Origin of the sequence: Vibrio sp. 779(2023) (assembly GCF_033344285.1) — a bacterium.
GTDB lineage: Bacteria > Pseudomonadota > Gammaproteobacteria > Enterobacterales > Vibrionaceae > Vibrio > Vibrio alginolyticus.
Map to the genome: position 1 here is coordinate 215,447 of NZ_JAWPOM010000007.1, position 23,254 is coordinate 238,700.

The 23,254-nt window shown below is 44.8% G+C and carries 25 protein-coding genes; 9 read left to right on the forward strand and 16 right to left on the reverse strand.

Features of this window, described 5'->3' with window-relative positions:
• The first annotated feature begins 15 nt into the window (after window positions 1–15).
• Window positions 16–495, forward strand: coding sequence for a GreA/GreB family elongation factor (locus R8O70_RS11590; RefSeq protein ID WP_053306727.1), 480 nt, complete (start codon window positions 16–18; stop codon window positions 493–495).
• Window positions 496–556: 61 nt separating this feature from the next.
• Window positions 557–1,300, forward strand: coding sequence for a YggN family protein (locus R8O70_RS11595; protein ID WP_005385316.1), 744 nt, complete (start codon window positions 557–559; stop codon window positions 1,298–1,300).
• Between the two features lie 90 nt (window positions 1,301–1,390).
• On the opposite strand, the gene R8O70_RS11600 is transcribed toward R8O70_RS11595, so the two are convergent.
• Window positions 1,391–3,937, reverse strand: coding sequence for an Ig-like domain-containing protein (locus R8O70_RS11600; protein WP_258644831.1), 2,547 nt, complete (start codon window positions 3,935–3,937; stop codon window positions 1,391–1,393).
• A 378-nt stretch (window positions 3,938–4,315) separates the two neighbouring features.
• On the opposite strand from R8O70_RS11600, the gene R8O70_RS11605 reads away from it, so the two are divergent.
• Window positions 4,316–5,680, forward strand: a complete 1,365-nt coding sequence (locus R8O70_RS11605) for a sodium-dependent transporter (protein WP_005391763.1) — start codon at window positions 4,316–4,318, stop codon at window positions 5,678–5,680.
• A gap of 104 nt (window positions 5,681–5,784) precedes the next feature.
• Here R8O70_RS11605 and R8O70_RS11610 read toward each other — a convergent pair whose 3' ends face one another.
• From R8O70_RS11610 to tsaA, 5 genes are all read right to left on the reverse strand, one after another.
• Complete coding sequence (locus R8O70_RS11610; RefSeq protein WP_005380289.1) at window positions 5,785–5,976, reverse strand: DUF4250 domain-containing protein; 192 nt, start codon at window positions 5,974–5,976, stop codon at window positions 5,785–5,787.
• Complete coding sequence (locus tag R8O70_RS11615) at window positions 5,976–6,182, reverse strand: YaeP family protein (protein WP_140317317.1); 207 nt, start codon at window positions 6,180–6,182, stop codon at window positions 5,976–5,978. Before R8O70_RS11615 ends, R8O70_RS11610 begins: the two co-directional genes overlap by 1 nt.
• A gap of 111 nt (window positions 6,183–6,293) precedes the next feature.
• A complete protein-coding gene (locus R8O70_RS11620) occupies window positions 6,294–6,962 on the reverse strand; it encodes a tellurite resistance TerB family protein (protein ID WP_053306724.1) in 669 nt (222 codons plus the stop codon).
• Window positions 6,963–7,140: 178 nt separating this feature from the next.
• A complete protein-coding gene (locus R8O70_RS11625) occupies window positions 7,141–8,856 on the reverse strand; it encodes a proline--tRNA ligase (RefSeq protein WP_005380292.1) in 1,716 nt (571 codons plus the stop codon).
• Between the two features lie 111 nt (window positions 8,857–8,967).
• The gene (gene tsaA, locus R8O70_RS11630; protein ID WP_005380294.1) at window positions 8,968–9,663 is read right to left on the reverse strand and encodes a tRNA (N6-threonylcarbamoyladenosine(37)-N6)-methyltransferase TrmO; all 696 of its coding nucleotides are present in this window, start codon (window positions 9,661–9,663) and stop codon (window positions 8,968–8,970) included.
• 123 nt (window positions 9,664–9,786) lie between these two features.
• Here tsaA and R8O70_RS11635 point away from each other — a divergent pair, with 123 nt between their 5' ends.
• From R8O70_RS11635 to R8O70_RS11645, 3 genes are all read left to right on the forward strand, one after another.
• The gene (locus tag R8O70_RS11635) at window positions 9,787–10,047 is read left to right on the forward strand and encodes a type B 50S ribosomal protein L31 (RefSeq protein ID WP_017636027.1); all 261 of its coding nucleotides are present in this window, start codon (window positions 9,787–9,789) and stop codon (window positions 10,045–10,047) included.
• Window positions 10,048–10,050: 3 nt separating this feature from the next.
• Window positions 10,051–10,176, forward strand: coding sequence for a type B 50S ribosomal protein L36 (gene ykgO, locus R8O70_RS11640; protein WP_005380299.1), 126 nt, complete (start codon window positions 10,051–10,053; stop codon window positions 10,174–10,176).
• Between the two features lie 229 nt (window positions 10,177–10,405).
• Window positions 10,406–11,992 carry an AbgT family transporter gene (locus tag R8O70_RS11645; protein ID WP_005380301.1) on the forward strand — a complete coding sequence of 529 codons (1,587 nt, stop codon included), beginning with the start codon at window positions 10,406–10,408 and terminating at the stop codon, window positions 11,990–11,992.
• Window positions 11,993–12,098: 106 nt separating this feature from the next.
• Here R8O70_RS11645 and R8O70_RS11650 read toward each other — a convergent pair whose 3' ends face one another.
• The 8 genes from R8O70_RS11650 to R8O70_RS11685 all read right to left on the reverse strand — a co-directional run bounded on the left by R8O70_RS11650 (window position 12,099) and on the right by R8O70_RS11685 (window position 19,263).
• Entirely contained in the window at window positions 12,099–13,172 is a 1,074-nt protein-coding gene (locus tag R8O70_RS11650; RefSeq protein ID WP_258624897.1) for a hypothetical protein, read from the reverse strand.
• Window positions 13,172–14,281: an ATP-grasp domain-containing protein gene (locus tag R8O70_RS11655; protein WP_213966882.1), complete on the reverse strand. Its 1,110-nt coding sequence runs from the start codon at window positions 14,279–14,281 to the stop codon at window positions 13,172–13,174. Before R8O70_RS11655 ends, R8O70_RS11650 begins: the two co-directional genes overlap by 1 nt.
• Window positions 14,269–15,537: a F390 synthetase-related protein gene (locus tag R8O70_RS11660; protein WP_025768240.1), complete on the reverse strand. Its 1,269-nt coding sequence runs from the start codon at window positions 15,535–15,537 to the stop codon at window positions 14,269–14,271. Before R8O70_RS11660 ends, R8O70_RS11655 begins: the two co-directional genes overlap by 13 nt.
• Window positions 15,525–16,388: an MBL fold metallo-hydrolase gene (locus R8O70_RS11665; protein WP_213894085.1), complete on the reverse strand. Its 864-nt coding sequence runs from the start codon at window positions 16,386–16,388 to the stop codon at window positions 15,525–15,527. Before R8O70_RS11665 ends, R8O70_RS11660 begins: the two co-directional genes overlap by 13 nt.
• Window positions 16,357–17,343, reverse strand: coding sequence for an NAD-dependent epimerase/dehydratase family protein (locus tag R8O70_RS11670; protein ID WP_213966880.1), 987 nt, complete (start codon window positions 17,341–17,343; stop codon window positions 16,357–16,359). Before R8O70_RS11670 ends, R8O70_RS11665 begins: the two co-directional genes overlap by 32 nt.
• On the reverse strand, window positions 17,340–18,329 hold the full coding sequence (locus R8O70_RS11675; RefSeq protein WP_318184189.1) for a ketoacyl-ACP synthase III: 990 nt from the start codon (window positions 18,327–18,329) through the stop codon (window positions 17,340–17,342). The genes R8O70_RS11670 and R8O70_RS11675 overlap by 4 nt, the downstream gene beginning before the upstream one ends.
• Before the next feature lie 194 nt (window positions 18,330–18,523).
• Entirely contained in the window at window positions 18,524–18,973 is a 450-nt protein-coding gene (locus R8O70_RS11680; protein ID WP_005380310.1) for a YaiI/YqxD family protein, read from the reverse strand.
• Window positions 18,970–19,263, reverse strand: a complete 294-nt coding sequence (locus R8O70_RS11685) for a hypothetical protein (protein WP_053306721.1) — start codon at window positions 19,261–19,263, stop codon at window positions 18,970–18,972. The genes R8O70_RS11680 and R8O70_RS11685 overlap by 4 nt, the downstream gene beginning before the upstream one ends.
• 932 nt (window positions 19,264–20,195) lie before the next feature.
• On the opposite strand from R8O70_RS11685, the gene R8O70_RS11690 reads away from it, so the two are divergent.
• Window positions 20,196–20,681: a GNAT family N-acetyltransferase gene (locus tag R8O70_RS11690; protein ID WP_080996154.1), complete on the forward strand. Its 486-nt coding sequence runs from the start codon at window positions 20,196–20,198 to the stop codon at window positions 20,679–20,681.
• Here the strand turns inward: R8O70_RS11690 and R8O70_RS11695 are convergent.
• The gene (locus R8O70_RS11695; RefSeq protein WP_005380315.1) at window positions 20,641–20,940 is read right to left on the reverse strand and encodes a DUF3301 domain-containing protein; all 300 of its coding nucleotides are present in this window, start codon (window positions 20,938–20,940) and stop codon (window positions 20,641–20,643) included. The genes R8O70_RS11690 and R8O70_RS11695 overlap by 41 nt on opposite strands.
• Before the next feature lie 13 nt (window positions 20,941–20,953).
• Window positions 20,954–21,991 (reverse strand): DUF3549 family protein, encoded by a 1,038-nt coding sequence (locus tag R8O70_RS11700; protein WP_017636035.1) that lies wholly within the window; start codon window positions 21,989–21,991, stop codon window positions 20,954–20,956.
• A 76-nt stretch (window positions 21,992–22,067) separates the two neighbouring features.
• Between R8O70_RS11700 and R8O70_RS11705 the strand changes: the two genes are divergently transcribed.
• Together R8O70_RS11705 and truC are read left to right on the forward strand one after the other, a co-directional pair.
• Window positions 22,068–22,382 carry a YqcC family protein gene (locus R8O70_RS11705; RefSeq protein ID WP_005391784.1) on the forward strand — a complete coding sequence of 105 codons (315 nt, stop codon included), beginning with the start codon at window positions 22,068–22,070 and terminating at the stop codon, window positions 22,380–22,382.
• 4 nt (window positions 22,383–22,386) lie between these two features.
• Entirely contained in the window at window positions 22,387–23,169 is a 783-nt protein-coding gene (gene truC / locus R8O70_RS11710; RefSeq protein WP_017820755.1) for a tRNA pseudouridine(65) synthase TruC, read from the forward strand.
• Window positions 23,170–23,254: the final 85 nt, after the last annotated feature.

Here is a 23,254-nt window from a genome sequence, read left to right on the forward strand (position 1 = left end):
GCGCGTCCTAAAAGTATGAACAAAGCCGACTTAGTCCAAATTATCATCCAACATCTGGAAGAAAAACTTCAAGTTGCCCATGCATCGGCTCAGCGAGCTATCGATGCCGCGACAGATGAAGAAACTGTTCCCGAGCACAAGTACGATACATTGGCACTTGAAGCCGCGTATCTTGCTCATGGACAAGCCATGCGAATCCAAGATAGTGAAGAGGAATTGCGTCAATATCGTTCTTTAGTGACTCGCGACTTTAAGAATGCGCCTGTTGGTGTTGGTGCTTACGTTGTTCTCGCAGATGAGAATTTGATCGAAAAGCACTTCTTTGTAGGCCCTTGCTCTGGTGGTTTGACTGTTCAATATCAGGCTCAGGAAGTCTTTGTCTTAACAGCTAAATCTCCTCTGGGTCGAGCGTTGTTCGGAAAAGAAGAAGGTGATGAGGTTGACGTGAAAATAGGAGATAAAACAACTTGTTACGAAGTCGTGACGATTTGCTGACATCTCATGTATCACTCAGTGTTATGTTTAACACGAGTAATGTTAAATAAAAGAGAATGACATGAAAAAGCTTTTTACACTCTCATTGCTGATGGTCAGTGCTACTGGTTATGCAGCGCAGTGTCGTGTGGACATCAATAATGAAGTCCGTATGGATGGGCAAAGCTTGGAAATTCGCCAAACGACAGGTGATAAAGCTGTCGTGGATGAAGATAACAATCTATTCATCAAAGGTGAGTTAATTGAACTCAATGCCGACCAAAAAGCGGCAATTGAAGACTATCGCGAAAAAATGAACGCGTATATTCCACAAGCAAAGCAGTTGGCGAGTGATGGTTTAGCGCTTGCAAATGACATCATCGATGATGTCGCGGAAAGCCTAGACGCACCTGGCGCGTTTGATAACGTCAAAGTCGCAGTACAGGACTTTTTCGCTGATGTTGAATCACGTTACTACAAAGATGGCGATTTCATTCTACCAGCGGAAAGTTTTGAGTCCATGACACAAGGGTGGACTGAAGACTTTGCAAAAGCACAAGAGATCTTCAATAAAGAGTTTTTAGCGAGTTCGTTGGATGCTTTATCGAAAAAAATGAAGGAAGAGGGGGGAATAAACCTCACTGCATTATCGGAGAGTATGGCTGAACTCAGCGCGAAAGTAGAAGAGCGTTTAGCTGAGCATTCGAAAGAGGTAGAGCAACAAGCAGAAGACTTGTGTGACTCGTTGGATGACATGGCAGGGCAAGAAGACGATTTGTTGAAGAAAATCCCTGAGCTAAAAGATTACCGAGTATTTACGATTTAATTACTCATTAAAAAGTAAAAACTCGATGAGATAAAGAAAGAGAGCACTATTGTGCTCTCTTTGCGTTTTACTCGCTTGTTCTTTGGTTGCTTATTGCGCGTTCATCTCGGTGAGCTTATCGCCGACAGGTTTTGAGAAGTTAAAACCATCATGCTGATCCCAGTTGATAGACCATGTCATTACTCCTGCATAATTCGGGTAATTGAACGCTGGCTTGACGGTGCCACATGAAGTGCCTTTGGTTAAACAATCTAGTGCGCTGATAATATTCTGTGTCGGAGCCTGCCCTGAATTTGCCGAGCTAGGACCTGAAGGTAAGCCGATTGCGACTTGATCATCACGTAGTGGTGCAAACTGAGTGCCGTCGGCCAATTCAAAGCCTTCGATAAGCATTTTAGATTGCGCTACCATCATATCCACAGAGCCTTCTGGTGCACTGCTTGGCAAGTATGGGTTTGGCAAACCACCGTTGTTATATAACTGGACGTGAAGCAAGTCGAGCGTGCTGCGTGTCTCGTTAATCACAGGGATGTACGCCCCCCAAATACCGCTGTAAGCCACATAACCACCTTGAACATAAGGGTGCTCAGGCGCCATGGTTAGGTACATATCGCCACCCATGTTTTGCTCTATTTGAAGCAAAGCACGACCAAGGCGAGCTTGAATTTGCGAGCCATGAACTAAGTTAGAACCACTCTCTAAATCCACATCTAGACCATCAAAGCCCCACTCAGCGATAAGACCTGTTAGGCTAGAGACAAAGTTGGCTTCATCTTGGTCGGTATTCAGCGTAATCGTGCCTTCTGCGCCGCCAAGAGAGAGAACAAACTTCTTACCTTTAGCTTGAAGCGCTGCCATGTCCTGCTTGAATTGTGTTGGATCGAGTGCTGGACAATCGCTGTAAATATCGCCTGAATATAGATTAAAGTGCACGGTGCCATCACTGTTGCGATCATTTTCAGCAAAGGCAATATCAATCACATCCCAAGCATCTGCCATATCTGCTAGACGAATTGGACAGCCCGCTCCATTTACAAAATTGTGCCAGTAACCGATGAGTTTATGGCGTTTATCTACTTGCTCAACCACCGTTATTGCTGCGGCGTCAGACAATGCATTGCTTCCTGACAAATCCACAGCTTGGGCGCTAACTGTAAAGTTACCAATTGCAGTTGGTGTCCAGTTGGCTGTGTAAGGTGCGGTGGTATCGGTTGCAACAATAGAGCCGTTGATCATGAAATCAACGTGTTTAATGCCTGAAGTTAAAGACGTTGCATCGGCGCTTAATGAGAGGCTTTTGCCTAATCCGGTGGTCTGACCGCTGCTTGGTGAAGTCAGAGAGACGACCAAATCTTTATCGCTGACTTCCACACCAACCAGGGACTCTGACGTGTTGTTATCATTATCGGTTGCGACGGCTTTAAGCTGGTTAGCGCCAATAAGTGTGGCGTTCCAAGTAACGGAATATGGCGCTTGAGTGGTGACCCCTAAGCTGGTGTTGTTCGCAAAAAACTCAACTTGCGTGACTGTGCCATCAGCATCGCTTGCGTTTGCCGTGATTTCGTTATTGCTGCCAGCGAGCACGACTTGTCCATCCGTTGGTGCCGTAATGGTAACTTGCGGTGGTGTCGAACAAGCACCTAGGCCACTCCAAGCATCTTGCCAGTATAGCCCTTCACCAGGCTCGTAAGCCCATGTCGCATCCGAGGAGCACCAACCAGCAACATCACAACGATATTTTTGGTTGAAGTGAGAAACCAGGTCGCCAGCTTGATAACTTGTGCCTGCCACATAAGGTACTGCATCTGCACATCCGCCCGTTCCGGTTTCTGAATTACTAATAACCAGCGCTACTTCTTGGCTCATCGTTGCGAGGTTTGTATCATCAGTCGCTTGTGCTTTGAACGAGTATGTACCTGGACTAGCGATCCATTGATATTCGTAAGGTGCGCTAGTATCAATGGCGACAGATTGATTGTTTACGAAGAACTCAACTTGTGTGACCACACCATCAATATCGTCAGCTTGAGCGGCTACGGTTAGGTTATCGCCTACATTAAGCACTTCTGTGCCTACTGGGCTTGTCAATGAAATGCTTGGTGGCGGTAATTCGACTTGTGGTTGAACTTGGATAGAAATCGTCGTGGTGCTAACAGCTCCCTCATTATCTGTCGCAATTGCGGTCAATTGCGAGATCCCTTCAATAGCTGTCCAAGAAGCTTCGAATGGTGCTTGAGTTACCACAGCAACGGTTTGGTTGCCTGCAACAAACTCAATTTGTGTGATTTGGCCATCTTCGTCAGCTGCGTTGGCTAACAAAGTGATCGCACTGCCTTCGGGAATTTGTGCGTTGTTTATTGGAGAGGAGAACGACACCGTTGGTGATAAATTGTTGCTTCCACCATCACATTGCCCTAACGCTTTCCATGCTTCCCAAGATCCTGAGTTGGTCACGGGATCATTGCCTTGCGTCCAATATGCAGCCTCATAAGCGGCTCCTTGCGTTTTTACTAAAGCGCCCGATGTATAAGTCGCAGTGCTGTCCCAGTCGGGTAGACTTTGACAGTTATAGGCTTGAGCTTGGTAGCTGGCGCTGAGTGCTACAACCATCGCTCCGTGAAGTAGGGTGACCTTCATTTTCCTCTCCTTGAATCATGGGTATAAATGAGAACAGAGTAATAACTAGCTGATAAATAGACATTAGGGGGAAAAAGCGAAGCACAATATTCTGCTTTTCGACACAGTATCACGAGGAACAGTTCGTCCCTTACACCAGAGCTCATTATTTTTCGGCTCACTTCACGGCAGAAGGATTGGCAAAATTCAGCCACGTAAAACGAACAACAGTCGCGAGGCTTTTGAGCGATGAATATGAGATGTACGTTAAAATTTACAAGCTGAATGACTACAAATTGTTTCAACTGTCGAGGATTTAACCGAGGTGCTCTTGTTGAATAGTGAATATTGCTATAGTGTACTAGTTAGCTAGTTCAATGATATTTTTGTGTGAGTAGTATGACACAGCAAACCTCTTCTCAGCCTCGCGAGCATTTTGGCTCTCGTCTCGGGTTCATCTTAGCTGCCGCAGGTGCCGCAGTTGGCCTTGGCAATATTTGGGGCTTCCCAACTCAAGCAGCCAGTAATGGTGGCGGTGCTTTCCTGTTAGTTTATTTGGTGATGATTCTTATCGTCGCATTTCCGATGCTGGTGGTTGAAATGGCGATTGGTCGCCATGGTCAAGCCAACCCTGTAGACAGTATGCGTGCAATCACAGATAACCCTGCCGGTAAAAAGCTCGGCGGCATTGTGGGTTGGATTGGTTTAAGCGTACCAAGCGCTGTCTTAGCGTTTTATTCAATTGTTGGTGGTTGGTTGATCTGCTTTTTACTGGGTGCAATCACAGATCTAATGGGGTTAGAAGCTGCAACTCAATGGCTAAAGGGCTTTAGTGTTGAACGTAACTTGTTCGGAACCATTACTTTTTATGTACTGACGATTCTCATCGTACAAGGTGGCGTAAAACAAGGTATTGAGAAGTGGTCCACACGTTTGATGCCAGCATTGTTTGTTCTGTTTGCTCTGCTATTTGCTTACATCATGACGCAAAACGGTGCGATGGAAGGTCTGAAACATTACCTAGTGCCGGATTTTGAAAAGGTATGGGACCGCAAGTTGATTCTTGCTGCAATGGGACAGGGCTTCTTCTCGCTTACGATCGGTGGCTGCTCAATGTTGATTTACGGATCTTACTTGAGTAAGAAAGAAAACCTACCAAAGATGGCGATGAACGTGACCATGGTAGATACTGCCGTTGCTTTCATTGCAGGGTTAGTGGTGATGCCAGCGATGTTTGTAGCAATGCAAAAGGGCGTTCAAATCTATGCAGAAGATGGCTCTCTCTTAAGCTCAGATACGTTAGTGTTTACGGTATTGCCACTAATGTTTGATAGTTTAGGTTTGCTTGGTCAATTATTCTCTATTGTGTTCTTCTTATTGCTGACGATTGCGGCGCTAACGTCTTCCATTTCAATGTTAGAGTGTCCAGTGGCTTTAGTGAGTGAGCGCTTCAATACTAAGCGCAGCGCAACGAGCTGGGTTTTAGGTGGTCTCATTGCTTTGTTCAGTGTGGTGATTGTTTATAATTTTGGTGCTCTATTTGGTATGGTCGCGACGGTTGCTACTCAGTATCTACAACCAACCGCTGCGCTCTTATTCTGCTTATTTGGTGGTTGGGTATGGAATCGCAACTCAAAAATCAAAGAACTTGAGCAAGGTTGCCCGGAGTTTACGCAAGGTTGGTTTGGTAAGTTATGGCCTGCGTATGTGAAGTTTGTATGTCCAATTCTTGTGGCGACAGTCATCTGGGCTTCATTTGGCTAACCGAGACGCCTATCGAATAAAAGAAAAGGGCTTGATGGTAACTCATCAAGCCCTTTTTGATATTGGTTATTCTCGTTTCGGTTATCCGCCAAGAATGGTGTTGATTAACGGAATTGTCCTGCTTCTGGAAGAAAGTCAAAACCAGCAGAAGCCAGTTTTGTCTCCAGTGCTGTGCGTTCGATATCGAAGAAAGCCACCAGTTTATCTAAGTCACCACCGAAGTCGTCGCGTAGCTTCATATTCACAATGCTCATCAGCATGACAGGATCCATGGATTCAAAGTTCGCTAGATTCATTACTTATCCTCAAAATCTGAAATCAGTAGGTTTGCCGCAGCAAATGCCGCTTTTTCACGCACTTCTTTAGGCAGGGACTCATCCTCTGCAACATCGTTCAGTGCTTTAACTGCACATGAAATTGCTTGGGGAATATAAGCTTGATCGCCACTACCAATCTGAGCATAAAGCTCACGAACCAGTTCACAACAGCCGTATACTTGCATGTTTTCTTTCCACTAAATGATAACTTATCTCAATATACACACAGCGGATTTGAAACTCAAAGTACAGAGTTGTTTTGGCTCAAGTTGAAGGTTTGCTTGAGCGAGATTTAATCACTGCATTTGTGCTTCTAACTGCTGGGTGACTTCTGGTGAAAGTTGAAGTTGTTTTGCTAGTTCTTGCAGATACGCTTTTTCCATAAAGTTTTGTTCATCAGCGACGATCAAAGACGCCAGGTAAATTTCTGACGCTTGTTGAGGAGAGGTCGCCTGATTAGCAATTTCAGCAGGATCAAGCGGTTTGTTTAACTCTTGCTGAACGAGGTGACGAACGTGCTCATCTGCGCCCATATCCGCGAGAGCTTGTTCAATGCGCGCCATTTCCTCTTCATCAACGTGACCATCTGCTTTTGCAGCTCCAATCATTGCTTTTAAAATTAAGACACTGTGTTTACTGTCATCGGGGTCAAAGGTTTCTTGAACACCTTGACCGGATTGCTTGGCTTGCCAGTCGTTATACACTTTGTAGGCCAAGGCTCCAAGCGCAGCTGCGCCACCGACTTTTAATGCGTTTGACCCTATTTTTTTAGTCATTTTTTTACTTTTCTTTGAGCCCATCAGCATACCGATGAGGCCTCCGCCTACAGCACCTGCTCCTAGCGTTTTTAGACTACTTGAATTTGATGAGGATTTGATGTTGTTGGTTTGTTTGCCCAATGCATCTGCACCTTGCTTAAGTAAGTCTGATTTGAGTGCTTGGTTTAGAAGACTTTTTAAATCCATAACTGACCTCCTTTAGATGATGAAATCAGTTTAATAGCAAGAAGCTGAACCAAAGATTAACAAAGTGAATAGTTCGAAAAAGGTGGAGGGAGGATGTTGAGCTGTAATAAAAAGGGCTGACCGAAGCCAACCCTTTTTAACTATTTGAAACTACTTCAAATGCGAACTCGTCGAGTGCTTACTTTAGTTGAGCTTTTACGTGCTCAACAATGTCAGTCATTGCGACTGCTGTTTTCTCACCAGTAGCACGGTTCTTGTATTCGAAGTTGCCTTCTTTCATTGAGCGGTCACCGATAATAATGGTATGCGGTACACCAATAAGCTCCATGTCAGAGAACATTACGCCTGGGCGTTCTTTACGGTCGTCAAATAGCACTTCGATGCCCATTGCCGTTAGCTCAGCGTACAATTTCTCAGCGGCTTCTTTCACTTCTTCTGACTTGTGCATGTTCATTGGAACGATCGCTACCTGGAATGGTGCGATTGCATCTGGCCAGATGATGCCGTATTTGTCGTGGTTTTGTTCAATAGCAGCCGCTACTACGCGAGTGATACCGATACCGTAACAACCCATTTCTAGGATGACGTTCTTACCATCAGGACCCAGTACACCACAGTTCATCGCTGCGGAGTAAGCGTTACCTAGTTGGAAGATATGGCCAACTTCGATACCACGCTTAAGCTGGATAATGCCCTTGCCACATGGGCTTGGGTCACCTTCCACAACGTTACGTAGGTCTTCAACTTGGCCAAGCTCTACATCACGACCCCAGTTAATACCGAAGTAGTGTTTGCCATCGATGTTCGCGCCCGCACCGAAGTCGCTCATTACCGCAACGCTGCGGTCAACAATGAACGGCAGTTTAAGGCCAACAGGGCCAAGTGAACCTGGGCCTGCACCGATAAGCGCACGAATTTCTTCTTCAGATGCCATTTCCAGTGGAGCTGCAACCTGAGGAAGGTTTTCTGCTTTCACTTCGTTCAGTTCATGATCACCACGAATAATAAGCGCGATGATTGGCGCATCAACTTCGTCAGATGCTTTCACAAACAGTGTTTTCACTGTTTTTTCAATTGGTAGTTCGAACTGCTCAACCAATTCAGCGATTGTTTTCGCGTTTGGCGTATCAACCAACGTCATTTCTTGTGTTGGTGCCGCAGCCTCAGAGGCTGGAGCTAGTGCTTCTGCTTTTTCAATGTTTGCCGCGTAATCTGACTCGCTAGAGAATGCGATGATATCCTCGCCGCTTTCAGCCAGTACGTGGAACTCTTGAGAGCCGCTACCACCGATAGCACCGCTATCTGCAAGTACAGGACGGTAATCCAGACCCATGCGATCGAATGCTTTACAGTAAGCATCGTGCATTGCGTCGTATGATTTTTGTAGTCCGTCTTTATCAATGTCAAAGCTGTACGCATCCATCATTGAGAATTCACGTGAACGCATTACGCCAAAACGTGGGCGTCGTTCGTCACGGAATTTAGTTTGGATTTGGTACAGGTTTAGCGGAAGCTGTTTGTAAGAGCTCACTTCATTGCGAACAAGGCTAGTGATCACTTCTTCAGCGGTTGGGCTAAGTACAAACGGACGAACATGACGGTCAGTAAAGCGAAGTAGCTCAGGACCCATCTTTTCGCTGCGGCCTGTCTCTTCCCATAGTTCAAACGGCTGAACAACGGGCATCAAAGTTTCGACTGCGCCTGCATTGTCGATTTCTTGACGAACGATGTTTTCGACTTTACGCAGTACACGTAGACCAGTAGGTAGCCAGGTGTATAAACCTGAAGCCAGCTTACGGATCATACCTGCACGTAGCATGAGCTGGTGGCTCACTACTTCTGCGTCGTTTGGAGTCTCCTTCAGAGTAGAAAGAAGATAATTACTGGTACGCATTAAATTTATCCGTTTATTTAAGTTAGATACTCAAGCTTGAATAAGCAGGAGTATGGGAGTTCCCGAAAGGGAAATTTGTTAGCCGCCTATAATATCAGCCAATTGCGTTTGTCAAAAGCTTTCAATAGCGGTAACCGTTATTAAGTTGCTTGTTGCTGTGAACTTTACGTTCAAGTCGAACAAATTTACCGCATATTCTTTGTCGTCCGGTTTGTTTTTCTTATATGCAGGGCGAGGATCTTGTGCCAGAACTTGTTCAATGACTGATCTTACATAGTCAGTATCGGATCGATTTTCTATCGTTGCTAATGCTTGAGCAGAAAAGGTGACTTGTGACTTTTCTGGCTCTTGGTCTGCGTATCCGCCTTGTGCTTCCGAAATAGAATCCGAATAGGGGATATAAGGCTTAATATCCACAATCGGTGTCCCATCCACGAGATCTACACTGCCTAAATCAAGATAGATTTGATCGCCTTGCTTAGTGACTCCTTTCACTTCAACGGCTGACATTCCGATTCCGTTTGGACGGAAAGTCGAGCGCGAGGCAAAGACACCAATTCGTTCATTGCCGCCTAATCGTGGCGGACGTACAGTTGGTTTCCAACCAGCTTCCAGATTCTGATCAAATAGAAACAACAACCAAACGTGAGAGAACTGTTCTAGCCCACGCACTGCTTCAGGGCTATTTGCTGCACCTAACAGTTTTACGCGTGCTTTAGCCTCTGGTACTAAGCGTGGTTGGCGCGGAACTGCAAACTTTTCTTTGTACGGTGTCTCAATGACGCCGATGGGTTCGATGGAATACATGGTGGACATCTTTAAGAATTCATTGAGATGAAAAGTATCACAAATTTCTCTTGCTTTTCTTGTTGATAATGATTATTAATTAAAATGTTATAACATAACAATTTAATTAAAAGGAAAAGTATTATGAAACCAGGAATCCACCCTGAATATCGTCCTGTGGTGTTCCACGACACCAGTGTAGATAAGTACTTTGTCGTTGGTTCTACGTTGAAAACGGAGAGAACCATCGAATGGAAAGATGGCAAAGCTTACCCTTACTTTACGTTAGATGTGTCGTCAGCTTCTCACCCGTACTACACCGGTAAACAGCGCGTTGTACAAACCGAAGGTCGCATTGCGAACTTCAACCGTCGTTTTGGTCAATTTAAGAGCGAAAAGGAATAAATCATGAAGGTAGTAAAATCATTAAAAAGTGCAAAAAGTCGTCATCCGGATTGTCAGATTGTAAAACGGAGAGGGCGTCTTTATGTCATTTGTAAAACGAACCCGAGATTCAAAGCTGTGCAAAAGTAATCAGCCTGCATATATCTAACTTATGGTTTTGTTTAATTGATAATGTTGAGTTAATTATCTTACATGGATGAAATATCTACATTTTTATTCAATGTTGGTTATAAATGCCTCTGTTCGTCACAGTTTGTAACATTTAGGGCTTTTATTTGACCTTCTACTCAAGTACCCTTCGCACGCTTTTTGACATTTTTGTCACATTTGCATAGGAATAAAAACAAGGAGGGAACAGATGAGTTCATCTGATTCAATTAAACAAAACTCGCCTAAGAAGCCGCTGTTTACGCGCTTTTTGGATACTGTCGAATATTTGGGGAACTTATTACCCCACCCGATCACACTATTTGCCATTTTCTGTTTAGCCATTCTGGTGATGTCGGGTATTGCAGGATACTTCGAAGTTTCCGTAGTTGATCCTCGTCCTGAGGGTGCAAAAGGTCGTGCCGCGGATGGCATGATTCATGTCGTTAGCTTGCTTAACGCTGATGGCCTTGAACTAATCGTTACCAATCTAGTGAAAAACTTTGTCGGCTTTGCACCTTTGGGTACGGTATTGGTTGCGATGTTGGGTGTTGCTATTGCTGAATACTCAGGCTTGCTATCTGCAGCAATGCGTGGCTTAGTCATGGGTGCATCTCAACGCATGGTAACAGTGACGGTCGTTTTCGCGGGTATCATTTCAAATACGGCATCAGAGCTTGGCTATGTGGTACTTATTCCACTGGCTGCAATGCTGTTCCATTCTTTAGGTCGTCATCCACTTGCCGGTCTTGCTGCGGCGTTCGCTGGTGTATCTGGTGGTTACTCAGCAAACCTACTTATTGGTACGGTTGACCCGCTGTTGTCAGGCATTACTGAAACGGCGGCGCAAATGATTGACCCAACTTACACTGTTGGTCCAGAAGTTAACTGGTACTTCATGTTTGTGTCGACATTCTTCATTGCAATCACAGGTGCGTTTGTTACTGAAAAAATTGTTGAGCCAAAGCTTGGCAAATACAGTGAAGAAGAAGCCTCAGAAGATTTGTCGAACGACAAAATGGGTGGCTTAACAGACATTGAGAAGAAAGGCCTAAAACTAGCAGGTGTTGCTGTACTGGTTGTTTCAGCGCTGCTTGCTTGGACGGTTGTTCCAGAAGACGGCATTCTACGTTCTGATGCAGGTACAATTGCAGGTTCACCATTCCTGAAAAGTATCGTGGCATTCATCTTTGTGTTCTTTGCTATTCCAGGCTTTGTGTTTGGTAAAGTTGTTGGCACGATGAAGACGGATCGCGATGTAATTGATGCAATGGCGAAATCTATGTCTTCTATGGGCATGTACATTGTATTAGTTTTCTTTGCGGCTCAGTTCGTTGCTTTCTTTAAATGGACTAACTTCGGTCAGGTATTCGCGGTTGCTGGCGCTAGCTTCTTGCAAGAAATTGGCTTAACTGGTCCAATGTTGTTCTTTGCCTTCATCCTGATGTGTGGCTTTATCAACCTAATGATTGGTTCGGCATCGGCACAGTGGGCAGTAACGGCTCCGATTTTTGTTCCTATGTTGATGCTTGTTGGTTATGCACCGGAAACGATTCAGGCTGCTTACCGAATTGGTGACTCGACGACAAACATCATTACTCCAATGATGAGCTACTTTGGTTTGATTCTTGCCGTAGCGACTCGTTACATGAAGAACTTAGGTATCGGTACGCTGATCGCGACCATGCTACCTTACTCAATCTGCTTCATTGTAGGTTGGAGTGTGCTCTTCTACCTATGGGTATTCGTATTTGGTTTACCAGTAGGCCCTGGCGCAGCAACATACTACACACCGTAGAAAACGGTTACCTCACACAGCTCCATTATAAAAAGCCTGCGAACGTCGCAGGCTTTTTTATCGATTGAGACTGTGTACGCAGGCTTACCTGATTATAGATGTCGGTTTATAGCTGAAAACGTATCAACAAAGGGCGATAAAAATGCTGAGTGAGCCAGCACAAGCTTTTCCAAATTATGCGTTTGTACCAAGGTAAGTGCGCAATATAAACATAGCTAAATTCAATTTCTGGCCGGGCTTTTCTGTTGCGTTTAAAAGCCGGAGCGCCTGAGCTCATATTAAAGCGACGCTGGTATATCATGGCATGGTGGATGGTATAGGCCGATATTCGACGATACAATGCGAGGCGTTGTGGCTTATTGGTATCGTAGCCAAAAATTGGGCAAGTCATATCATTATCAATTTCTACAATGCCTAACGTAGCCAGCATCTCTTCTTGATAAAACAGTCCCACTAAATGTACTAATTTGTTCTGGCTCGCCTGTTTTAAATATTGGCTTGAAAACTGGATGTTATTGATGCTGTATTTATCAAGGTAAAGCATGTCATATAACTCTTTGGCACGCTGAAATTCTTCATCAGTGGTCAGTGGCCTAAACTGCCAATCTTTATCATTAAGCAGTTTGAAGTCTTTCGTTAAATCTCGGTTGAAGCTGAACGCTTGCCAATCATCAAGTAAATACACTTGTCGTGTTACCAAGCTTTGCCATTTTGGCTGCTTCAATCGCTGAATTAAGTGTAAATGCTGACGCTGGTTGAGGGAGCGAAGCACCAAGGGAAAGGTGGGGTATTGATCGAGTGCGACGCGACGCAGTTCATCGAGATTTAAGGCTGCCCATTGTTCGCTATACATATTGGTGGACAAGCACTGATTGTTGAGCGTTTGGACTTGATCCAATCCAGCCAGTGATAAGATTGGTTTAGTCATATTAATAAGTAACTTACATACCCATCGAACAGCCACATTTTTGACTTTGTGAAGCTCTTCTTCGGCGTAGCCACTAAGCAGTGTCATAGGGGACACGGCATAACAGTTGTTTGGTATTTTTGGTGTTACGGAGTAGGGAATGGCAACATCATCGATATAGTAGCAACCAAAGCTTGCTGTGCATTCATCAATGGGATTCGACTGCATAAGAGTGAAAAAAGTTTTATGCCATTCTTGAGAGGAAAGCGTCATTAGTTCAATGCCTCTCCATTCCACTCAATATCAACGGTAGAAGCGTCGCTCCACTTCGTCTTGTTCTGCCTAGCTAACCGGAGTAATTCAAACATACTCCGGATTTGGCTCCCGGCCGGTAAGTTATGCTGTTGCATCACATTCACTCCAGACCACCAATCTTGCCAAGTTCGAGCCTTGAACAGGGATAATCCACCTTCCGCGATGAGTGTTATTGGACCTAAATGATGCAATCGCTGCTTGGAAGGACTGGTAAACTCCATATTAGGAAGCAGTTGGTTGCATCGAGACGAGAGTAGGTGCAAACCACTGGTGGCTCTTGGGTTACATTCAATCACGTAGAGTTCATCTTGTGATTTGATGAAGTCAAACGACACTTGCCCATGATAAGTATGACGTTTACCAAAAGCTGCGATAAATCTATCTAGTCGTTCGCACGAGATCGGCTGAAAAGCACTGGCGGCCGAGCCGTTTACACAGTATTTCGGCACATAAGCTTGGTGTGCTTTAAGGTCACCATGTTCAAAAATGGCATAGTTACACACCGGAGTCCCATGGATTTTTTGTTGCTGAACCCAAGGGAAAAGGGGCGATATCGTGGCGGCAGAAATAGACTGAGTCGTCACATCTCTTATGACTTGCCCGCCAAACCGAGAGTAAACGGGCTTTAGAACGGTTCTCTTATTAATTTCAATCTCACTTTTATCAGCGACCAAACGAGTTTTTGGAAGTGTGATTTCTGGCAAACCTTGAAGCTGTTCAAAGACGGTCAACTTGTTGTGCAGGGCATTGAGTAGTCCCACATTGGGCAGAAAAAAATCTACTTCTGGGCATTGTTTGGCAACATGAGCCAAGTAATAAACTTCTTCACAAGTGGGTATCACTATATCAATACGCATCTGAGTAATGATTTTTAGGATCTGCTGTTGATAGGTGGGAAACGTAAATCGAGGTGAAGCGGTGGGTATATAAGACTCGATACCTCGCAAAAATGATCCCAGAGGCTTTTTTAGCGAATCGGTGAGAATTACTTCATGCTCATGATGCATACACATGGTTGCCCACTCTAGTGCAACTGGTGCTCGGGCTCCGGTGATTAAGACCCGCATATGTTCACCACACGTCGTTGTTTATTCATTGGCGTCCAAATAGGCGCAGGGCGGTAACTAAATCTGACAGGATCAAGCCGCAATTGGTCAAACAACTTTATCAAGGCTTGGTGTATAACCCGATGGTGGTGAACATCCGCTTCAATTTGAATGGCTTGTGACCCTGTTTGGGTGATTCGGTAATCCACGCGACCTTTGGCAGATAGTGTTATAGCGCGGTAGATGAGATCTGGTAACACCGTCACTGGGACGTGGTTTGCGTTTAGCGTGAGGCGATCACCACATCGTCCGGCAATTGCGCCAAGAGGTTCAAATACGCCATTATCCTGTTTATTCTCAATAATATCGTCGAGCTGATAACGAATAATTGGCTGAGTTTTACGACGAAAATCGGTAATGATTGGGCTGTAATGAGTACGTTCGGTATTCAGCCAATGTTTTTCGATGTAAACAACATCTTGATTCCAGCGCATTTGTCCATGCTGATCCGTACATGCAAGAAAACCTTCAGTACATTGATAGACTTCATGGAGTTCGCTGTCGAACCGTTGAGAAATAAAGTGACGGTCACTCTCGGTTAGGACTTCTGCACCAGAAATGATCCGCTGTGGTTGAATTGCGGGTTGACCAAATTGACCGCTGAACTGGGCGCAGAGCTGAAGAGCTTGCGCACTACCAACCAAAAGCGTGGGTTGGAACTCATCCAGCTCTTTTATCCATTCTTGGTAAGGTTTGGTTAAATCGGCATAAAAAAATGTTACAGGCCCTTTCGCGACGGATTTATACAGTGGGCTGTTGGCGCGCAAGGCTAGAGCAATTCGGTGTTTTTGCCATAGGTTGGGCAACAGGCGAGCCAATATATTGCCAGCCCATAGTTGCGTTTCCTGTTTGTCAGCAAGAAACAACCCGCGCATGCCTGATGTGCCCGAAGAAAGCCCAACAGTAACATCGCCAACTTTCGAAGCGGCGAAGTTGCGTGACTGTTCTGCGTCGAGTGCTTGTTGCATTAGCTGTTCAGCATCTAAGCCTTTCGTATTCAACTCCGAGAGGTTCTCCATCATGGTTTGCTTATTCATGATAGGGAAATCACTGAGTGGTGCACCTTGAAGTGAGCGGTAATACGGTGAATGACGGCATACCCAATCCAAGTGTTGCGTTAAGTGTTGTTGCTGCCATGTTTCGACTTGTTCCCTTGAGCCGAAGGGGCGGTAGCGGGTTCGCCAGAATTCTGAGATAAGCGTTCTCACTTCATCCATCCTTCTTTGATTAGCTGCTGGATAGTTTCCTGACAATGTGAAGGCACGAAGCGAACAAAGTGGTGGGTTTGTTGGTAGCAACTTCTCAGCTCGGAGAGGGTGTTTTTATAGGCTTTTGTATCATCGCAAAGCATGTTCGCCAGCCAATGTTGATCGATATTTTCACTCAAGCTCTCGATTAACCAGCATGCATCGGCGAGTAAGAACAGCCAACTTTGGTCTCTTTTAACTAGCAAGCCCACTTGACCCGCAGCATGGCCTGGCAAGCTAACCATATAAATGAATCCGTCGTCGAACATGTCTTTACAGAGCAAATTAACACCTTGGCACTGAGGAATAATTTGGCTGATTGGTACGGAAAAGTCACTATGAATGAATAAGTTAGATTCAAGTTGTGGAGGAAGTAGAGCTTTTAGGTATCCTTTTCTTACGCCTCCAATTCGACCACTCTTAGTAATTGCATCCACCCCTTTTTGTTGGCAATGCAATTGAGAGTGGGAAAACTCAGACACGGCAGCAATGTGATCAGCATGGAAGTGGGAGAGTACTAAGTGTTCAATATCATGAGGTTTGAGACTTTCTTTTGCTAACTGCGCAACAATTCCGTGTTCTTTGTTATAGCGACAAGGTGTTGTCCAAGCATAAAAACGTTCAGGGAAGGGACGAGTCGCGCTAAAAAAATGCTCGTGATATCCCGTGTCAAACAGGATGTTGCCTTGTGTTGGGTGCTGAATTAACGCAACGGCTGCCGGAAATGCTCTAGGCTTGATACCAGAACCTGGTTTGACAACAAAGCCTGGGTGTACGCAGTGTCCAGCCTCAAAGATTTTTATTTTTAGACCAGTTTGCATACTGCTGTATTCCTTCTTGAATTGAAAAAAGCGGTTGGTAATTCAGTGTTTGTTTAGCCTTGCTGATATCCAGAGTTTGATGATAGTTAAACAATCCTGCGCTGTATGAGGTGAGCCTTGGTTCTGGCTGATGTGGTAGGTGCCTTCGTATTTGCTCACTGAGCTTTAATAATGGTGATACAACGCCATATGGTAATGATTGTAACGTTACTTTTAGGTTTAACCCCTCACATAAAGCTTGCAGAACAGTCTCAATTGGCATTGGTTCGTTGTTGGAAATGTTGAACACATCACCATGCTGAAGTCGGTCTGCCTGAGTGCAAGCGAGCATCGCTGCATGGGCAACGTTATCGACATAAGTCAGATCAACCACAGGATTTCTACCCGATGGCAGAAGCAGAGTGTTGTTTTTTATCGCCTTAAGCACTCTTGGGACAATCGCGCGATCATTGGGTCCAAAAATGCCACGCGGTCTTAAAATGATCGCTTTGCTTTGGCCTTTTACGGCTTCAATTTCCGATAGGTATTTTGTGTGTGCATAATCATTACACCAGTATGAAGCTATGGCGTCGGTTTCTCGAATATTCCAACGGTCTTGATGGTCAAAGTAGACGCTGGTGGAGGAAATATGGATAAAACGCGAGATTTGATGGGTATTAGCCGCATTGACGAGGCTTTTGGTGGCATCTACATTGGCTTGATAAAACGCCTGCCACTTTCCCCATGGGCTTGAGAGAGCGGCACAATGGATGATTGCATCCATACCTTGGCATACCGCATGAACTGCTGAGTGGTCTCTTAAATCGACTATATGTGGGATAACATCGAATTGCTCGGCGAGTTGTTTAGCGATGACTGTGTTTCGTGCTGTAAAATGCAGTTCATGCTGCTGGTGAAACATTCTCAGAATTGCGCTACCCAACATCCCGCTGCCACCAGTGACCAATATCTTCATAGTTTTAGCACTCCCATCCCTAGTGACAACCCTGCGGCGGTGCCAGCTAATAACGCATGTTTTCCTGCGGTTTCTGGCTGATTACGCAGCCAGTGTAAGTTAATTGGGAGTGAGGCGGCGACTTGGTTTCCCAAAGTCGAAAAGTGATTAACGGTTTTCTCTGTTGGTAGCCCGGTGAGTGAAGGCAGTTTTTTTAATCCATGCGCGCTGGCTTGATGAGGAAGAAAATAATCAATATCGCTGAGTGTTACCGGAGAGGCGTCAAACCCTTTTTTTAGAAACGCTGGTAAGGCTTTACGCACATGTTTAAAGAGTGCTTTGCCCTCCATCTCAAACTGGCAACTTTTTAAATAGGCTTGATGCTCGGAGGTATGCGGATTGATATGACTACCTCCGCCCTTAATTTGACAAAATGAATACCCGGTATGATGCGTTTCAAAGTGACTGGTGAGCAATCCATCATCGTTGCGTTCTTCGAGCAAAAATGCGGCGGCACCGTCTGCGAATAGCGTTGCAACTTCTGGTTTGAGCGTAAAGTTTCGATTCAGTGTGATGCCAGTGGCGAGTTCGCTGGTGACAATAAGAATCCGACGGTACCGTTTTGCTAAGAATAGACTCTGAGCAAGATCAAGCGCAGAGAGAAAGGATAAACAGGTGCTGTTCAAATCAAAGCTTTCTAGCCATGTTGGAGCGTCTAACGCGGCGAGAACCGCTGATGCGTCGTAGGGTAGAGACTGGTGGTGTGTGCCGCTAGCGTAGATAAGAAGATCAACGGAGCTTAAGGTATGTGTGTTTCCTAAACACTGCTCTATTGCCTGCATTGCCATGTAAATAGCGGTCTCTTTTGTATTGGCTACATGACGATATTCAACGTCGAATTTATTTCGGCAGGTCCCTGGCGCTAATTTTAGGAAGCGATCCATCTCTCGATCAGACCATTGATTCGTTGGCAGGTAGCTTCCACTGGAAACGATGTTAAAGCCCATTATTCTCTATACACTTATTAAAAACGTCGTTCAAAATAAACCACGTTGCATATTGAAGCTATGGCGAGCGAGATGAAAAACAAACAGAACAAAACAAATGGGAGTAAGAGCACGCTTTGGGTGCAATGCTGAGAATGAATTTTCAGGAATGAGCCAGGCTTTTATTTGCTGGCTCAATTTGAATAGAGTGAGGGTTACTTCTTAAATTTCGCCAAAATACGATCCAAATGGTTTGCAAATTCGCGTCGATCGGTTTGAGAAAGCGCGGCGGGCCCTCCAGTCTGAATTCCGCTTGAACGCATGGTTTCCATAAAGTCGCGGATATTTAGGCGAGCTTTGATGGTGTCTTTTGTATAGAGCTCGCCACGAGAACTGAGGGCTTGAGCGCCTTTAGAGATAACCTCATCTGCAAGCGGAATATCTGACGTGATCACCAAATCGTTGGCTTCTACACGCTTGACGATTTCGTTGTCTGCGATGTCAAATCCCGCAGGGACTTGTAGCGAGTGGATGTTGTCTCTTTTCGGCACAGGGACAACGTGGTTAGCGACAAACGTACATTCAATCCCCGTACGCTCGGCGGCACGCACAATGGTTTCGCGAATAACTTTCGGACACGCGTCTGCATCTACCCATAACTTCATGATGATTTCTCACTGAGTTTCGCTTCTAACTCTTCAATACGAATGACTAGCATTTTTACGGTGCGTTCTAGGGCTTCAAGACGATCATTATCGGTGTGGTGCTGTGCTGCGATTTCAACCTTGGGTACGCGTTGAGCACTCTTCCAACTTTTTATTGCGGTGATTAACGCTGGCATTGGAACTGGCGTTTTCAATCGTGCTTTCACTAACGCTACGGTTGGCTCTTTTCCTTGTTGTTGCAACTGTTCCATTGCCGCTTCTAATTCTTTAGTAACGTCTTGAGTTAACATTTTTAATCCTTAACAACGATATATCTATCATCATACGTTGAGTGCGCTGATTTGGCGAATGGCATTTTGGAGAGTGTAGTGTGAGAGATCTCTTACATAGGTTGTGAGAGAAAACGATTTCGTAAGCGGAAAAAGAGAAGATAAAGAGCTTAAGTTTATGATAAATAATGATTTAACAACTTGTTAACCAATGTGAGAGCCAAATATTTATCTTGGATAGATTGTCTATTTTTGGAAAAGGCGTAAATTGAGAGTTGTCAGCAGGAAGCAGACATGGAACAGGAAAGCACCAAGGATTTGGTTATCGTCAGGAAGACGATTTGGTTGGTCAGGATGATTAATCAAGCATGGAGCGTAGGACATTGTAAGGATACGATCATCAATAGGATGTTGATGACTAAGGATAGACAATGGACCCCTCTAGGATTGAGGTTATGGACAGCATCAGGAAGATGCAAGGGACACCGCTCAAGGAACAAGTGACGTGTGCTAACGAGGAATGTTAGCAGTCAGGATGATAAGGACACCGCTAGGACGGCGACGTAAGGAATAAGCTGACGGAATCAGCCACTATTATGGATGATGCATGGAGCACTTTTAGTAGCCGGACTGCTGCGAGTAAGACCATGACCCCGATACTTATGTGTCGGGGTCTTTCTTATATAAAAACGATATCCAGTGTTCTCATTGAATTAAGCATCTCGATGTTACTTGGGGATATCAATATCACAAAATATATAAATTCCTAATAACACTTAATAAAAAACAACTCAGATCAATATCCTTTCCAACCAGTTGGTTTAACTTTCGGCTTCTCTACAAGGTGTTATGCCCGCAATCATTGAGCATGTTCAGCTCATCGAGTTTGTGATCTGCGGATAGATTAAGTTTGTTGTAATCAAGGAACAGATGTGGCCATAGTAACCAGAAGAATGCTTCTTCTACCCTACAATGAGTCGTTGCAACTAGAATTCGTCATGCTGAATTGCTGTGCGAAAAACCGTGCTGAATTGAATGGTCCGTATACAGTTGCGTCTGCCAAACAGATGTTTGAGAAAATACTGGATGATGAGAACATTTATAGTATGGCAGTGCTAGAGAGCACCAGTCGTGACTATATGGGGCACGTGTTCATTGCTAATCTCGATTCCGAACCTGAATTAGGGTTTATTTTTGATAAATCATATTGGGGTAAAGGGTTAGCAACAGAAGCACTAAAAGCATTTTTCCCCAAAGCGTACCGGGAGTTGGGCTTGAATAAGGTGAAAGCTAACGTGAATAGCAATCATCAAGCTTCTATGGCGGTACTGAAAAAGCTGGGATTTGTTAAAACAAAAGAAAGTAAGGATGTATATGGTCCTTACTTTGAAATGGAATTTACAAGCGATGCGGTGGTAGGTGAAAGTTCTGCGGCCTGAAACCGACCATGGTTAACTCTCCTTGGTAGCAATCGTCACCAAGAGATGAAAACTCAAATTGATACACCGTATGCCAACGCCAGACTCCGTCTGGCGTTTTTAGTTTATGGGCACCAAAGGCGATGCTGATTAATTGGAGATCCAATTGCTCACATTTACGCGTGATGGCCGCTTTTGCGAGTTCGGCTTGGCGACGCTGTTGCCAAAACAGGTAACAGAAAAAGCAGAGCCCTAAAATTGCTAAAAGATCACCAATCATTCCTGAACCTTTCTTAGCTTTTTGTTGCTTGTTGTAAGCTTACTAGCGCATTTGCTAGTTCCTCTGATGGGTTTGAATGCAGCAAAGGCAATAACACCATTCTTAACTCTGGCAGCATCACTAAATCGGCAAATAACTGATTAAATAGGGCTTGATTACCGGTTTGAGCTAAACGCAGCAAAAACTGTTCTGCTACCTTTTCATTGGCGAGTAAGTGCCAAGCGCGACCCGCCACACCAATCAATACCTCCTGATGGCTTAAACGAGGGCTATGCAATATCGCATCTAATACTGGAGAGGCGACTTCTGTTGGCGCACCAGCAAGGGCTCGGATAAGTGCTGAAAGTAGGAAGAGATCAGGTTCGCTACTTGCGATTTCTTGCTGTGCCTTTTCCGCGATACGTTCTGCTAAACGCTCTTGAAGCTCTACATGCTCAAGCGCACCTAATAGGGCATAAAGTGGCTCATTTGGTAGGTGGTTCAACGCTTTGCGTATCATTACCCCGTTTTGCTCTTTGTCCAAACGAGCGGCCATGTCGGTGATCCCTTGCAGACCTACGGTTTGCCAATTATCCCAGCCTAAACCACCTGAAAAGTAATGCTGAGTGTGCTCATAATATTGGCTGGTAGGAAGATCGAGATTCGCGCGGACCTGGCTATGAAACACGGCCATTTTGTCTTCGGAAGGTTTGAACGTATATGGGTTATTAGACAGCTTTTGCTGTTGCTCTTCAGAGATATCACCATTGAGGCGTGTTCCCATGGCTTCCACTACGTATTTAATGAAATTGCCGATATCTGATTGCTTTAACAAACCGCGCTCGTCCAATTCAAACTTTAGAAACCAAATCCAAGGTTGCTTTTGTTCATTCCAGTACGCGATGGCAAGGTGTGCTTTACGCTGCATTGGGAATGGGTACGGTGCTTGACCTTTTTCTACATCGGCAAACTCTTTCTTAGCGATGGTTTTGATACGACGACCAAGATCGAAGATTTGATAATCACAGCGGCTGTTGTTCAACAGTTGAGTGAGGGTTTGAATGTTTTCCATTAAATACGACGTCCTAACGTTCTTTTCACAAGAAATGGTATCATTCTCGGCTAATTCAAGGTTCGAGATAGAATTAATGGTAACAAATACTCAATTGGTCGACTTACTTCACCAACTTGAAACGCAGCTTAAAGAACATAAGTTGTGGCAACACACTAGGCCTTCAGAGCAAGCCTTACAAAGCGTGGAGCCATTTGCGATTGATACATTGCATCCTCATGAGTGGTTGCAGTGGATCTTTATAGACAGAATGCATGTGCTAGTGGAAAACAACCAACCATTGCCAAGAGGGTTTTCTCTCGAGCCCTATTTTTCAGAAGCGTGGAAGCAGGAACCGCAGTTCGCAGAGCTGCTTGTTACAATCCGAACCATTGACGAACTGTGTAAGTAAACGAATGCTAGAACAAGAAATCGCGCGATCTTCAGAACCAGTTGAGCTGGAGATCGTTTATCAGGATGAATATTTTGTAGCGGTCAACAAGCCTGCCGGCATGTTAGTGCATCGCAGTTGGTTAGATAAACACGAAACTCAATTTGTCATGCAAACTTTGCGCGACCAAATTGGTCAGCATGTGTTCCCATTGCATCGTCTGGATCGTCCAACATCTGGTGTGCTCGTGTTTGCTTTGTCGAGTGAAGTCGCATCACAAGTCATGCCGATGTTTGCTGAACATAAAATGGAAAAGACATACCACGCGATAGTACGCGGTTGGATTGAGGAAGAGGGCGTCTTGGATTACGCACTCAAAGTGGAGTTAGACAAGATTGCTGATAAGTTCGCTTCACAAGAAAAAGAAGCGCAAGAAGCGGTGACGGAATATAAGCCGTTGGCTAAAGTGGAGGTTCCCTATTCGACGGGTAAATTTCCTACAACGCGTTATTGCTTAGTTGAGATGAAACCTAAAACGGGGCGTAAGCACCAACTTCGTCGTCATATGGCACATCTACGCCATCCGATCGTGGGTGATACAACGCACGGGGATGGAAAGCACAACAAGCTGTATCGCACAGAGTTTGATTCTCATCGTTTGCTACTGCATGCTTCAGAGTTACGGTTTGTCCATCCATTTACCGATCAAGAGATTGTCATGACGGCCAATCTTGATGAAACTTGGCAGCAATTGTTTACTCGATTTGAGTGGGATGAACCGATAATCGGCGCAGTTAGATCTAGATAATGATTGAGTGACCCGTCCTGATATGGGTTGACACTTTTTAACTAAAACGCTCGATGTACTTCATCGGGCGTTTTGTATTTTAAAG